The 13,225-nt window shown below is 72.2% G+C and carries 12 protein-coding genes and 1 other annotated feature (1 of these 13 cut by a window edge); of the genes, 2 read left to right on the top strand and 10 right to left on the bottom strand.

The annotated features are described in order from the left end of the window. Window positions 1–46 (bottom strand) — a sequence feature (mutual gap in cmsearch alignment for this rRNA model is longer than 100) (it extends 1,253 nt beyond the left edge of the window). A 251-nt stretch (window positions 47–297) separates the two neighbouring features. Then, window positions 298–1,305 carry a stage II sporulation protein M gene (locus B9W62_RS23445; protein ID WP_087809013.1) on the bottom strand — a complete coding sequence of 336 codons (1,008 nt, stop codon included), beginning with the start codon at window positions 1,303–1,305 and terminating at the stop codon, window positions 298–300. A gap of 126 nt (window positions 1,306–1,431) precedes the next feature. Here B9W62_RS23445 and B9W62_RS23440 point away from each other — a divergent pair, with 126 nt between their 5' ends. Next, window positions 1,432–2,382, top strand: coding sequence for an RDD family protein (locus B9W62_RS23440; protein WP_087812055.1), 951 nt, complete (start codon window positions 1,432–1,434; stop codon window positions 2,380–2,382). A gap of 21 nt (window positions 2,383–2,403) precedes the next feature. Here the strand turns inward: B9W62_RS23440 and B9W62_RS23435 are convergent, their stop codons facing one another. The 9 genes from B9W62_RS23435 to B9W62_RS23390 all read right to left on the bottom strand — a co-directional run bounded on the left by B9W62_RS23435 (window position 2,404) and on the right by B9W62_RS23390 (window position 12,465). Beyond that, window positions 2,404–3,018 (bottom strand): hypothetical protein, encoded by a 615-nt coding sequence (locus B9W62_RS23435; RefSeq protein ID WP_087809012.1) that lies wholly within the window; start codon window positions 3,016–3,018, stop codon window positions 2,404–2,406. A 110-nt stretch (window positions 3,019–3,128) separates the two neighbouring features. Next, complete coding sequence (gene ahcY / locus B9W62_RS23430) at window positions 3,129–4,586, bottom strand: adenosylhomocysteinase (RefSeq protein WP_087809011.1); 1,458 nt, start codon at window positions 4,584–4,586, stop codon at window positions 3,129–3,131. 281 nt (window positions 4,587–4,867) lie between these two features. Then, entirely contained in the window at window positions 4,868–5,848 is a 981-nt protein-coding gene (locus tag B9W62_RS23425) for a cation diffusion facilitator family transporter (RefSeq protein ID WP_087809010.1), read from the bottom strand. Between the two features lie 125 nt (window positions 5,849–5,973). Then, on the bottom strand, window positions 5,974–7,125 hold the full coding sequence (gene manA, locus B9W62_RS23420) for a mannose-6-phosphate isomerase, class I (RefSeq protein WP_087809009.1): 1,152 nt from the start codon (window positions 7,123–7,125) through the stop codon (window positions 5,974–5,976). 50 nt (window positions 7,126–7,175) lie between these two features. Beyond that, window positions 7,176–8,303 carry an SIS domain-containing protein gene (locus B9W62_RS23415; protein WP_087809008.1) on the bottom strand — a complete coding sequence of 376 codons (1,128 nt, stop codon included), beginning with the start codon at window positions 8,301–8,303 and terminating at the stop codon, window positions 7,176–7,178. A gap of 87 nt (window positions 8,304–8,390) precedes the next feature. Further along, a complete protein-coding gene (locus B9W62_RS23410) occupies window positions 8,391–8,561 on the bottom strand; it encodes a Trm112 family protein (protein WP_007450268.1) in 171 nt (56 codons plus the stop codon). 263 nt (window positions 8,562–8,824) lie between these two features. After that, window positions 8,825–10,189, bottom strand: coding sequence for a phosphomannomutase/phosphoglucomutase (locus tag B9W62_RS23400; RefSeq protein ID WP_087809006.1), 1,365 nt, complete (start codon window positions 10,187–10,189; stop codon window positions 8,825–8,827). 90 nt (window positions 10,190–10,279) lie between these two features. Next, window positions 10,280–11,896, bottom strand: coding sequence for an L-lactate permease (locus B9W62_RS23395; RefSeq protein ID WP_087812054.1), 1,617 nt, complete (start codon window positions 11,894–11,896; stop codon window positions 10,280–10,282). Between the two features lie 149 nt (window positions 11,897–12,045). After that, the gene (locus tag B9W62_RS23390) at window positions 12,046–12,465 is read right to left on the bottom strand and encodes a DUF3499 domain-containing protein (protein WP_052843574.1); all 420 of its coding nucleotides are present in this window, start codon (window positions 12,463–12,465) and stop codon (window positions 12,046–12,048) included. 294 nt (window positions 12,466–12,759) lie between these two features. Between B9W62_RS23390 and B9W62_RS23385 the strand changes: the two genes are divergently transcribed. Then, window positions 12,760–13,212 carry a metallopeptidase family protein gene (locus tag B9W62_RS23385; protein ID WP_179236088.1) on the top strand — a complete coding sequence of 151 codons (453 nt, stop codon included), beginning with the start codon at window positions 12,760–12,762 and terminating at the stop codon, window positions 13,210–13,212. The last annotated feature ends 13 nt before the right edge of the window (window positions 13,213–13,225 follow it).

Genomic DNA, 13,225 nt, shown 5'->3' with positions numbered 1-13,225 from the left:
CTTTCCGATCCGATTTCCTCGGTGCTTTCCAGGTTCCCGCTTTCGCGTTTCCCTTTCCGGCGGTTCCGACTTTATCAGAAGTTTCGAGCCGGTCTTGCCGGCCGTTCGTTTCCGATTCATCGGGAGAGTGCTTCATCGAATTCAGTGATTCGGGGAAGCTGATAGATGTTCACTGTTGCCCTCTGGGGTGAACCCGTCTCCAGGCAACTGTTCGAATCTACCTCCCCGCTCGCTCCGTGTCAACGGCTCGGGCGGGAACGAAGAGGACACTAGCAGCTCACCGGGGCTGGATGCACATCAGGCGGCCGTTGGCACAGTGGCGCTGCGTTCGGCTGCCTCGACGTCGCCCGTGTCGCCGGCGCGAGCGGCACGGCCGCCCAGGACGTAGACGTAGGCGAGGAAGGCCAGCTCGGCGACGACGCCGATGGTGATCCGCGCCCATGTGGGCAGGCCGGACGGGGTGACGAAGCCTTCGATGGCGCCGGACACGAAGAGGACGAGGGCCAGGCCGATCGCCATGCCGAGGGCGGCCCTGCCCTCTTCGGCGAGAGCGATGCGGCGGGTACGGGGCCCGGGGTCGATGACGGTCCAGCCCAGGCGCATTCCGGTGCCCGCGGCGACGAACACCGCTGTCAGTTCCAGCAGGCCGTGGGGCAGGACCAGGCCGAGGAAGGTGTCGAGGCGGCCGGCCGACGACATCAGACCGAAGCCCACGCCGAGGTTGAGCATGTTCTGGAAGAGGATCCAGATGACGGGCAGCCCCAGGAAAACGCCCAGGATGAGGCAGAGCGCGGCGGCCCAGGCGTTGTTCGTCCAGACCTGTGCGGCGAACGAGGCCGCCGGGTTGCTCGAGTAGTACGTCTCGTACTGGCCGCCGGGGCGGGTCAGCTCGCGCAGTTCGCTCGGCGCGGCGATGGTGGACTGCACCTCCGGGTGGGTGCCGATCCACCAGCCCAGGAGGGCCGCGACCGCGGTCGACAGGAGGGCGGTGGGGACCCACCAGTGGCGGGCCCGGTAGACGGCCGCCGGGAACTGCTGGGTCAGGAAGCGTGTGACGTCGCGCCAGGAGGCGCGCCGGGTACCCGTCACGGCACTGCGCGCGCGTGCCACCAGTTGGCTCAGCCGTCCGGTCAGCTGCGGGTCGGGTGCGCTGGACTGAATCAGGGACAGGTGGGTGGCCGTGCGCTGGTAGAGGGCGACGAGTTCGTCGGTCTCGGAGCCGGTCAGCCGACGCCTGCGCCGGAGGAGGGCGTCGAGGCGGTCCCACTCCGCGCGGTGGGCGGAGACGAAGACGTCGAGGTCCATCGGTGTGCCTGCTCCTCGGCTATCGTCGGCGGCTCGTCGTGGATCAGCTTGTCGTACTGCGGCGCGGTGCGCCCTCAGCTTGGCAGACTGGCGGGGACGGGGGCATATAGGGGAAGGGCGGCGGGCGTGAGCGAGCTGGTGACGGGCGAGGCGGTGGCGCTGGAGCTGCGTCCCGCGCGGCTGCCCAGCAGGGCGCTGGCCGTCCTGCTCGACCTGGTGGTGGCCGTGGCCGTCTACGTGGCGGTCACCATCGCGCTGGTGGCGTCCACCTCGTCGCTGGACGGGGCGGCGCAAACCGCGCTGACGATCGCGAGCTTCGTCCTCGTCCTGGTGGGCGGGCCGATCGCCGTGGAGACGCTGAGCCATGGGCGGTCGCTCGGGAAGATGGCGTGCGGGCTGCGGGTGGTGCGGGACGACGGCGGGCCGGTCCGGTTCCGGCACGCACTGGTACGTGGCTTGATCGGGGTGATCGAGATCCTGATGACGTTCGGGGTGATCGCCTGTATCGCCTCGCTGGTGTCGGCGCGTGGGCGTCGGCTCGGTGACGTGTTCGCCGGCACGCTGGTCGTGCGGGAGAGGGTGCCGTTCTCGTCGGCGGCCTTCATACCGCCGCCTCCGCCCTGGCTGGCGGGGCGGTTCTCGGGGCTCGACCTGTCCGCGGTGCCCGACGATCTGTGGCTCGCCGTCCGTCAGTACCTGGCGCGGACGGGGCAGCTGGATCCGCGCGTCGGCTGGGCCATGGCCGAACGGCTCGCCGGTGATGTCGCGGCCCGCACGGGTGCTCCGGTGCCTCGGGAGGTTCCGCCGCCCGCCTATCTGGCGGCGGTGTTGCAGGAGCGGCAGGCCAGGGAGGCCCGGCGGGCGTTCGGTGGCACTGCGGGGGCTGACTGGGCCGTCGGATCGGTACCGGGGGCGCCGGGGGCTCCTGCGGCTCCTGCGGCGGCCGCCCAGCCTCCTGCGCCGTCCGTCCCGCCGACTGCGCCGCCTCCCCCGCCGTCACCGGGTGACCGCCCCGGGGTGCCGCGGGACGTGGCGTCGGAGGGCCGGCCCGGGACCGGGTTCGTGCCGCCGGCGTAGGCGTGTCCCGTCCGGCGCCTTTCACGGGAACACGGAGGGTGGTGTCTCCAGGTCCTCCAGCTCGACCCCGGGGGCCGCGAGTACGACGTCGCCGGTGATGTGCACGGAGTACTGCTCGCCCGTGTCCAGGGCTGTGACCTGGTATTCGTCCACGGTGAGAGGGCCGTTGTCAGTGGCGTGTGCTTCTCTGTTCAGCAAGGCCCATGACTGGTCCACGGTGCGGGGGGCGAGGACCGGGTCGGTGAGGGCGACGAGGCGTACGCGGGTGGCTGAAGCGGAGGGGGTGAGGCGCAGGAGGCGGGTCACGGCGACGAGGAAGGCGGGGGACGTGCCGGTGAAGGCGTGAGCGCGCGCATTGCCTTCGGTGGCGTGGATTCCGGTGGGGTCGGTACGGACCCAGGTGACGCCGTCGATGGCGGCGCCGCGCACCTGCCAGTCGGCGGCGTGGAGTTCGAGTCGGATGGGGCGGCCGAGTTCGTCCAGGGCGAGGTCGACGGACCCGTGGTCGGCGCCGGTGGGCGTGGTCAGCCGGGAGACGTAGCGCCAGCCGGAGGGGCCGGGGGCGCATTGGAAGTGTTCTTCCGCGAGGGGGGTGTGATCGTGCGGATCGTGGAGCGAATATCGGCCGCGGGGCATGGGTGTCCTGGGTGGTGACGGGCTGGTCCGGCCGCTGATGCGGATGTGGCGCCAATGGGGCAGGCCCCCGGCACGGGGGTGCGGGGGCCTGCCTCGGAGGAACCGGTGACTCAGTAGCGGTAGTGGTCCGCCTTGTAGGGGCCCTCGACCTTGACGCCGATGTAGTCGGCCTGCTCCGGGCGGAGCGTGGTCAGCTTGACGCCGAGGGAGTCCAGGTGGAGCCGGGCGACCTTCTCGTCCAGGTGCTTGGGCAGCACGTAGACGTCGGTCGGGTACTCGTCGGGCTTGGTGAACAGCTCGATCTGGGCCAGGGTCTGGTCCGCGAACGAGTTGGACATCACGAACGACGGGTGACCGGTGGCGTTGCCCAGGTTCAGCAGGCGGCCCTCGGACAGGACGATGAGGACCTTGCCGTCGGGGTAAGTCCAGGTGTGGACCTGCGGCTTGACCTCGTCCTTGACGATGCCGGGGGTCCTGGCGAGGCCGGCCATGTCGATCTCGTTGTCGAAGTGGCCGATGTTGCCGATGATCGCCTGGTGCTTCATCCTGGCCATGTCTGCGGCCATGATGATGTCCTTGTTGCCGGTCGTGGTGACGAAGATGTCGGCCTGGTCGACGACCTCGTCCAGCGTGGTGACCTGGAAGCCGTCCATCGCCGCCTGAAGGGCGCAGATCGGGTCGATCTCCGTGATGATCACCCGGGCGCCCTGCCCGCGCAGCGACTCCGCACAACCCTTACCGACATCACCGTAGCCGCAGACGACGGCGGTCTTGCCACCGATCAGCACGTCGGTGGCACGGTTGATGCCGTCGATCAGGGAGTGCCGGCAGCCGTACTTGTTGTCGAACTTCGACTTCGTCACCGCGTCGTTGACGTTGATCGCCGGGAACAGCAGGGTGCCGTCCCGGTGCATCTCGTACAGGCGGTGGACACCGGTCGTGGTCTCCTCGGTCACACCGCGGATCTCGGACGCCAGCTGGGTCCACTTCTGCGGGGTCTCGCTGACCGTGCGGGTGAGGAGTTCGAGGATGACGCGGTGCTCGTCGGACTCGGCGGTGTCGACCGAGGGGACCTTGCCGTCCTTCTCGTACTCGACGCCCTTGTGGACGAGGAGGGTGGCGTCACCGCCGTCGTCCAGGATCATGTTCGGGCCACCGGTGGGGGTGTTCGGCCAGGTCAGCGCCTGCTCCGTGCACCACCAGTACTCCTCCAGGGTCTCGCCCTTCCAGGCGAAGACCGGAACGCCCTGCGGGTTGTCCGGGGTGCCGTTCGGGCCGACGGCGATGGCAGCGGCCGCGTGGTCCTGGGTGGAGAAGATGTTGCAGGAGGCCCAGCGGACCTCGGCGCCCAGGGCGACCAGGGTCTCGATGAGCACGGCGGTCTGCACGGTCATGTGCAGGGAGCCGGTGACGCGGGCGCCGGCGAGCGGCTGGGCTGCGGCGTACTCCTTGCGGATCGCCATCAGGCCCGGCATCTCGTGCTCGGCGAGGGTGATCTCCTTGCGGCCGAACGCGGCCAGGGAGAGGTCGGCGACCTTGAAGTCCTGTCGGTTGTCGACAGTCGTCATAACGGGCTGCTCCTCGGGTTGGGTCGAGGTGGGTACGGCTGACCTGCGCGGCGGCGGACACAGGGGTGCCCAGAAGAGGACACAGGCATGCCCGCGTACGCGCAGCGCAGTCCGTCGGAGGCCCTCTCTCCCTCGGCCGGTCCGTCCTGGACCGCCCGACCGCCATCAGCAGCGACGTCTGGCTCCGTCCCAAGCTACACCGCGGGCACCCACCGTCCCCAGTCCGCCTCCGAACACTTCCGGACGTTCACGCAGGGTGAGGACGGCGGTGGGCCCGTCGGTCAGTGGGCGGCCGGCGGGGTGCTCGGGCCGCCGGGGGTGGCCTCGGGATCGGGGCCCTTGGCGGCCTCGGACTCGCTGTAGATGTCCGGTTCCAGGTAGATGACGCGGGCGATCGGGACCGCCTCGCGGATGCGTGACTCGGCGGCGTCGATCGCGGAGGCGATCTCGGTGGCCGTGCCGTCGTGGCGGACGGCGATCTTGGCGGCGACGAGGAGTTCCTCGGGGCCCAGGTGGAGCGTGCGCATGTGGATGACGCCGGTGACCGTGTCACCGGCGACGATCGCGGACTCGATCTGCTGGACCGCCTCGATGCCCGCGGACTCGCCGAGCAGCAGGGACTTGGTCTCGACCGCGAGGACGAGCGCGATCAGGATGAGCAGGACGCCGATGCACAGGGTGCCGATGCCGTCCCAGACGCCGTCGCCGGTGAGCAGGGCGAGGCCGACGCCGCCGAGGGCGAGGATCAGGCCGACCAGGGCGCCGAGGTCCTCAAGCAGGACGACCGGCAACTCCGGTGCCTTGGCGTGGCGGACGAACTCCTTCCAGGACCTCTTGCCGCGCAGGGGGTTGGACTCCTTGATGGCGGTCCGGAAGGAAAAGGCCTCGGCGATGATCGCGAAGACCAGGACGCCCACCGGCCAGTACCAGTGCTCGATCTCGTGGGGGTGCTTGATCTTCTCGTAGCCCTCGTAGACGGCGAACATGCCGCCGACCGAGAAGAGCACGATGGAGACGAGGAAGGCGTAGATGTAGCGCTCGCGGCCGTAACCGAAGGGGTGTTGCGGGGTGGCCTCGCGCTGGGCGCGCTTGCCGCCCAGGAGCAGCAGGCCCTGGTTGCCGGAGTCGGCGAGGGAGTGCACGGACTCGGCGAGCATCGACGACGATCCGCTGAAGAGGAACGCCACGAATTTCGCCACCGCGATCGAGAGGTTGGCGAGCAGTGCCGCCACGATCGCCCTGGTACCGCCTGACGCGCTCATGTGTCGCGTTGTCCCTTCGCCTTCGTCTGTGGCCGGCTTTGCCCTGCCTTTGCGGTGCGCCATTGTTGCAGCCCGCGCGGGCCCCGACGTGCCGGATGCCCCGTCGTACGCCCCTCAGACCCGGATCAGACGCGCACGGTGGCCCGGAAGAGCGTGCCGCTTCCGGACACTTCGGCCTTTTCGTGCGCGGGGACGAAGACGGAGCGGCCGGGGGCGAGTTCGTGTTCGCCGGCCCGTACGGTACCCGCCGTGCAGAGCAGGATCTGCGGGGTGGGCAGGGTCAGGTCGTGGGCGCCGGCGCCCTCGGGCAGGACGTAGCGGCTCAGGCGGAACTCGTCGATCGGGGTGTCGTAGACCTCTTCGCCGTCGGGGGAGGCTTCGGGGCGCAGGATGCCGGGGTCGCCCGCCTCGAAGCGGACGATGCGCAGGAGTTCGGGGACGTCGACGTGCTTGGGGGTGAGCCCGCAGCGCAGGACGTTGTCGGAGTTGGCCATGATCTCGACGCCCAGGCCGTTCAGGTAGGCGTGCGGGATGCCGGCGCCGAGGTACAGGGCCTCGCCGGGCTGGAGCCGGACGTGGTTGAGAAGCATCGCGGCGAGGACGCCGGGGTCGCCCGGGTAGTGGTGGGCGATGTCGGCGTACGGCCGGTAGGCGCCGCCGAGGCGGTCGCAGGCGGCCGCGGTCTCGGTGACGGTGTGGGACATCTCCTCGGGGTCGGCCGTGAGGATCGCGGTGAGGACCTCGCGCAGGGCGGCGTCCTCGGGGTGGGCGCGCAGCAGGTCGACGTACGGCTTGAGGGAGGCGACGCCGAGGCCGTCGAGCAGGTCGGCCGTGTCGGCCGGGGCGCGGAAGCCGCACAGGCCGTCGAACTCGGTGAGGGCGCAGATCAGTTCGGGCTTGTGGTTGGCGTCCTTGTAGTTGCGGTGCGGGGCGTCCAGGGGGACGCCGCGGCGCTCCTCGTCCTCGTAACCGGCCCTGGCCTGGGCGAGGTCGGGGTGGACCTGGAGGGAGAGCGGGGCGCCGGCCGCGAGGAGCTTGAGGAGGAAGGGCAGCCGGGGGCCGAACCTGGCCACGGAGGCGGCGCCCAGTTCCTTCTCGGGGTCCGCGTCGACGACCTCGGCGAGGGTGCCCCGACCGGTGCGGGAGGGGGCGCCGGGGTGGGCGCCCATCCACATCTCCGCCTGCGGTTCGCCGGTCGGCTCGGTCCCGAGCAGGGTCGGGATCGCGGTGGTGGAACCCCAGGCGTAGGGGCGGACGGTGTTGTCGAGGCGGTCCATGAGCTCTCTCTGCCGGTGCGTGCGGGTGCGGGGGCGATGGTGCGCCGGGGTCAGGCCCCCGAGGCGAGCGCCAGGTAGACGGCGGCGAAATCCGTGATGGCGATCAGTTCGGCGAGGGTCTCGAGTTCGCCGCCCTCCTCCGGCTCCAGCTCGCTGATCGGCGTGTCGTGGCCGAGGGCCAGGTCACGGGCGTTGGGGGCGGCGGTGAGGCCGCCGATGGGGCGGTCGCGAAGGAGTACCACGCGCGCGTGCAGGGCGGCCGGCTCCTCGACGCGGTCGCGGAAGAAGTCGTCGGGGTCGGCGCCGGCGGCGAGGCGGCCGGCGAGCAGGGCGCTGTGCGCGGCGAGCGCCTCGGGCAGGTCGGCGACGACCGCGGGGGTGCCGGACAGTTCGGCGAGGGCGGCGGCGAAGCGGCGGCCGGCGGGTCCGGCGGAGGTGCCCTCGGTCCAGACGACGGGGAGGGATTCGGCCAGCTCGGACGCCAGGGTCTTGGCGGGGTTGCTGTAGGTCACGATGGCGGGCCCGCAGCGTTCCGCGACGCGGTCGAGCCGGTCGGCGACCTTGGCGACGGCCTCGGGCGGCGCCTCCAGCAGGCCGGTGCGGTCCAGCAGCGCGAGGAGGGGGGTGAGCAGCGCCCACAGGACGCCGGGGGCGGCACCGGCGAGGGGCTCGTCGTGGTCGTAGGGGGCGGTCGCCATCGGGATGAACAGGCCCCGGGAGGCGCTCACCGCGTCGTTGAGCGGGGAGCCCGCGGGGGCGACGGCGACGACCGTGCAGCCCCGGCGGTAGGCCTGTTCGGCGAGCAGGGACAGGCCCGGCTCGGCGCCGTCGGGGGTGGCGATCAGCAGGAGGTCCACGGAGCCGGCCCAGCCGGGCAGTTCCCAGCGCAGGGCGCCCGCCGCGGGGGCGACGCCGGTGGGGGCGAGGCGGGTGACGGGGCTGCCCGCCCCGGCGAGGGTGCCGAGGAGGTCGGCGGCGTGGGTGGCGGCGGCGCCGGGCCCCGCGATCAGTACGGCGCGGGGGCGGCCGTCCGGCTTGAGGTTGCCGACGCCGGCCTCGGCGGCGTGCCGGGCGGCGGTGCGGACGCGGGCACCGGCCTCGGCGGCGCCGCGGAGCAGGCCGCGGCGGTCGGCCTCGGTGAGGCGCTCCGGGGCGTCGAGGAGCGATTCGTCGAGCATGGCGGCAGGTCTCCGATCGCCGGGGCGTTCGTTCGGATGCGCGGGTGCGCGGGGTCGTCGCCGGGTTGCCGGTGGCCTGGGCGGCGGTTACTCGGGGCGGCGGGCCTCGTCGACGAGGAGGACGGGGATGCCGTCGCGCACCGGGTAGGCCAGGCCGCAGTCCTGGCCGGTGCAGATCAGTTCCGCGTCCTGCTCCTTGAGGGGGGCGTGGCAGGCCGGGCAGGCGAGGATCTCCAGGAGGCCGGCTTCGAGCGGCATGGGGGTTCCCTTCGGGGGCGGTGGGGGCGTGTGTGGATGTGCTGGTCAGGGTACCGCCGGGGCGGGGCCCGTGCGGGTGGCCCACCTTGAACCCGGCGTCGGTGCTGGGGAGACGGCCGCGCGGCCCGGCGCTTGCGGGGTGTGCCGCCGCGCCCACCCTCCCCCGCTCTCGGCTTCGCTCGAGCGGGGGCACCCCCATCGCCCCAGCGGCACGACTGCCCGCAGCGGCGGGGGGGGGGGGCGGCACGGCTGCCCGTCGGCGGCTAGGCGCGGATGATCGCCAAGGCTTCGTCGCGCACCTTCGTCATCGTCGCCTCGTCGCGGGCCTCCGCGTTGAGGCGGAGCAGCGGCTCGGTGTTGGAGGGGCGGACGTTGAACCACCAGTCGGCCGAGGTGACGGTGAGGCCGTCGAGGTCGTCCACGGTGACGTCGTCGCGGCCCTCGTACGCGGCCCGGATCGCGGCGAGGCGGGCCTGCTGGTCGTCGACGGTGGAGTTGATCTCGCCGGAGCCGGTGTAGCGGTCGTAGGCGGCGACCAGGGCGGACAGCGGGCCGTCCTGCTCGCCGAGGGCGGCGAGGACGTGGAGGGCGGCCAGCATGCCGGTGTCGGCGTTCCAGAAGTCCCGGAAGTAGTAGTGCGCGGAGTGCTCGCCGCCGAAGATGGCGCCGGTCCTGGCCATCTCGGCCTTGATGAAGGAGTGGCCCACGCGCGTGCGTTCCGGGGTGCCGCCGTTCTCCCGGACGACCTCGGGGACGGACCAGGAGGTGATCAGGTTGTGGATGACGGTGCCCCTGCCGCCGTTGCGGGCCAGTTCGCGGGCGGCCACCAGGGCGGTGACGGCGGACGGAGAGACCGGCTCGCCGTCCTGGTCGACGACGAAGCAGCGGTCGGCGTCCCCGTCGAAGGCGAGGCCGAGGTCGGCGTCCTCCTCACGGACGCGCCGCTGGAGGTCGACGAGGTTGGCCGGGTCGAGCGGGTTGGCCTCGTGGTTGGGGAAGGTGCCGTCCAGTTCGAAGTACATCGGCACCAGGTCGAGGGGCAGGCCGGCGAAGACCGTGGGGACGGTGTGGCCGCCCATGCCGTTGCCCGCGTCGACGACGACCTTGAGGGGCCGGATGCCGGTGAGGTCGACCAGGGAGCGCAGGTGGGCCGCGTAGTCGTCGAGGGTGTCGCGCCGGGTCACGGTGCCGGGACGGGCGGCCGGCTCGGGGGCGCCCGCCTCGCTCCAGCGCTCCACCAGGGCGCGGATCTCGGCGAGACCGGTGTCCTGGCCGACCGGGGCGGCGCCCGCGCGGCACAGCTTGATGCCGTTGTACCGCGCGGGGTTGTGCGAGGCCGTGAACATGGCGCCCGGCAGGTCGAGTGCGCCGGAGGCGTAGTACAGCTGGTCGGTGGAGCACAGGCCGATCTCGGTCACGTCGGCGCCGCGGGCCGCCGCGCCGCGCGCGAAGGCACCGGACAGGCCCGGAGACGAGGGCCGCATGTCGTGGCCGACCACGACGGCGCCCGCGCCGGTCAGCTCGACGAAGGCCGCGCCGAACAGCTCGGCCAGCGACTCGTCCCACTGGTCCGGGACGACACCGCGCACGTCGTACGCCTTCACGATCTGCGACAGATCAGCAGCCACGGCCAACCTTCCTGAAAGTCCTGTCGGAGCCCACAAACTACCCGTAGGGACCGACGGGCCGCCCGGAAGGTTCCCGGAGGTCAGACAGCGTCAGGGCAGCATCCAGCCCAGGACCGCGGTGGACTGGCCGACCACGATCAGGCACATGACCAGCAGCAGGCCGAGGCTCCACGGCAGCACTTTGCGCAGCAGGTCTCCCTCGCGCCCCGCGAGTCCGACGGCGGCGCAGGCGATGGTGAGGTTCTGCGGGGAGATCATCTTGCCGAGGACGCCGCCGGAGCTGTTGGCGGCGGCCAGCAGTTCGGGCGAGAGGCCGGACTCCCGCGCGGCGGTCACCTGGAGGGCGCCGAAGAGGGCGTTGGCCGAGGTGTCGGAGCCGGAGACGGCGACGCCGAACCAGCCGAGCACCGGGGAGAGGAAGGCGAGTCCGGCACCGGCCGCGGCGACGAAGTAACCGATGGTGGCGGCCTGCCCGGAGAGGTTCATGACGTAGGCGAGCGCGAGGACCGAGGTGACGGTGAGGATCGCGAAGCGCAGTTCGTGCACGGTCGCGAGCCACTCCTTGACCGCCACGCGCGCGTGCACGCCGAGGACCACGGCCGTGGCCAGCCCGGCGAACAGCACGAGCGTGCCGCCGGTGGAGACGATCGGCCAGGAGAAGACGTTGCCGCCGACCGGCTTGCCCTCGGGGTCGAGCACGTCCAGGAACGGCCAGTCGTAGGACTGCGTGGCCTTGGCCAGCCAGTCCTTGACCGCCGGGATCTGCGCCACGGAGAAGACGGCGACGATCAGCGCGTACGGCGCGTAGGCGCGCACCACCTCCCGGGCGGAGTCCTCCTCGTCGAGTTCCTCGCTGCGTACGCCGGTCAGTACGGACGCCCGTACCGGCTCGGCGGCGGGCCTGCGGGAGTGCGGTACGGCGACCAGCGCGCCGGCGCCGACCAGGGCGGCGGCGATGTCGGCGAGCTGGGCGGAGATGTAGTTGGAGGCGACGAACTGGGCGACGGCGAAGGCGACCCCGCAGGCCAGCGCGGGAATCCAGGTCTCGCGCAGTCCGCGCCGCCCGTCCACCAGGGCGACGAGCAGCACCGGTACGACGAGGGCCAGCAGCGGCGTCTGGCGGCCCACGACGGAGGCGACGTCGTCCAGGGGCAGCCCGGTGACCTGGGCCAGCGTCACCACCGGGGTGCCCATCGCGCCGAAGGCGACCGGCGCGGTGTTGGCGACCAGGGACACCACGGCGGCGCGCACGGGGTCGAAGCCGAGGGCGACGAGCATGACCGAGCAGATCGCGACGGGCGCCCCGAACCCGGCGAGGGCCTCCAGGAGGGCGCCGAAGCAGAAGGCGACGACGAGGGCCTGGATGCGGGGGTCGTCGGACAGCCGGCCGAAGGAGCGGCGCAGGATGTCGAAGTGCCGGGTGCGGACGGTCATCCGGTAGACCCACAGGGCGTTCACGACGATCCACAGGATGGGGAAGAGGCCGAAAACCGCTCCCTGGACGGCGCTGGAGGCCGTCTGGTCCAGCGGCATGCCGTAGGCGAGCCAGGCGACCAGTACGGCGGCGAGGAGGCCGATGAGGCCCGCGAGGTGCGCCTTCATGCGGACGCCGCCCAGCAGGACGAGGACGATCACCAGTGGCAGGGCCGCCACCAGGGCCGACAGGCCGAGTGAACCGGCGACGGGTTCCAGCTCCTGCACGTACACGCACGCCTCCCCGGATTCCGCCATGCGAAAGCGATTTCTCGCGGCTTCCGGAATGGTCGTGTCCGCGACAACGAGGCGTCAATGGGTGTGCAGCAACGGATGTGACCGGGGACACGACGCGTGACGGGCGAGAACCCCTCGGACGGGACTCAGTTGTCCGGCGAGCGCAGCACGCGCAGGTGGCCGCGGCGCGCGACCTCCATGGGGTCCGCCGTCCGTGCTCCCCCGGCCTCGGCCGCCCGCTCCTGGGGCCGGGCCGCCTCGCGCACCGCGTTGGCGAGCGCCTCCAGGTCGTCGCCGCTGGGGCGGGCCGGGGCGGAACCGTCGAGCAGGCGGACGACCTCCCAGCCGCGGGGGGCGGTGAGGCGCTCGGAGTGCTCGGCGCACAGGTCGTAGCAGTGGGGTTCGGCGTAGGTGGCGAGCGGGCCGAGGACCGCGGTCGAGTCGGCGTAGACGTACGTCAGCGTCGCGACGGCGGGACGGCCGCAGGCGGTGCGCGAACAGCGACGTACAGGGCTCACGATGTTGGACGGTACCGCACTCTTGAGCGGGCCGCGACGACTCTCCACCAGGTCACACCCCCGTGTCGTGGCGTGAAACGGCCTAAGGGCCTTGTAGAACAGGCCCCTTTGACCTGCGCGGACGCCGGTCCGGAGGGGCCCGCGCGACGCGGGAGGCGGTCATGACCCGATACAAACAACGACATTTGCCTTGAGTTGCGCGGTCGCGGAGGGATACGGAATCGAGCCCAACCTTGGCTGGAATGGTCATCCGGCGACAAGTGGAGCGGGGCGCCGCCACGCCGCCCGCGGTGCGCCCGCGGTCGGGCACGCCGCCTCGGCGGGGACTACCCTTCACCAGTGATGGACAACCCCGTGACGCCCCGTGATGCCGGCCGCCCAGGACCCCGCCGTCGTGATCGCCACGGTCGGGGCATGCGCGGTCCGGTCGCGCCCCCGCAGGTGCCGCTCGCCGCGAGCCGTGGCGAGGTGTTCGCGGACCTGGTGCAGGACTCCGTGGAGCGCCTGGAGCGGCGGTGGCCGCAGCTCGCCGACATCGACTTCCTCGTCCTCGACGTGCCGCGCGCGCCCGCGGCCGGGGAGGCGTGGAACGACGAGGCGGTCCCGCTCGGGGGCACGGTGCCCTCGCGGGACGGGCGGCGTGGGCGGGTCGTGGTGTACCGGCGGCCGGTGGAGATCCGGACCAAGGGGCGGGACGAGCGCGCGCTGCTGGTGCACGAGGTCGTCGTCGAACAGGTCGCGGAGCTGCTGGGGCTGACGCCGGAGACGGTGGATCCGCGGTACGGGGAGGACTGAGCGGCGGGGGCCG

The organism is Streptomyces sp. CS113 (assembly GCF_002188365.1).
Taxonomy (GTDB): domain Bacteria; phylum Actinomycetota; class Actinomycetes; order Streptomycetales; family Streptomycetaceae; genus Streptomyces; species Streptomyces tendae.
Note: the sequence above shows the minus strand (reverse complement) of the source record. Positions and strands in the feature narration are given on the sequence as shown.

Coding starts and splice junctions, on each gene's coding strand:
- B9W62_RS23425 (WP_087809010.1), bottom strand. CDS start 5,848: ATGAGCGCGTCAGGCGGTACCAGGGCGATCGTGGCGGCACTGCTCGCC.
- manA (WP_087809009.1), bottom strand. CDS start 7,125: ATGGACCGCCTCGACAACACCGTCCGCCCCTACGCCTGGGGTTCCACC.
- B9W62_RS23435 (WP_087809012.1), bottom strand. CDS start 3,018: ATGCCCCGCGGCCGATATTCGCTCCACGATCCGCACGATCACACCCCC.
- ahcY (WP_087809011.1), bottom strand. CDS start 4,586: ATGACGACTGTCGACAACCGACAGGACTTCAAGGTCGCCGACCTCTCC.
- B9W62_RS23410 (WP_007450268.1), bottom strand. CDS start 8,561: ATGCCGCTCGAAGCCGGCCTCCTGGAGATCCTCGCCTGCCCGGCCTGC.
- B9W62_RS23385 (WP_179236088.1), top strand. CDS start 12,760: ATGGACAACCCCGTGACGCCCCGTGATGCCGGCCGCCCAGGACCCCGC.
- B9W62_RS23445 (WP_087809013.1), bottom strand. CDS start 1,305: ATGGACCTCGACGTCTTCGTCTCCGCCCACCGCGCGGAGTGGGACCGC.
- B9W62_RS23415 (WP_087809008.1), bottom strand. CDS start 8,303: ATGCTCGACGAATCGCTCCTCGACGCCCCGGAGCGCCTCACCGAGGCC.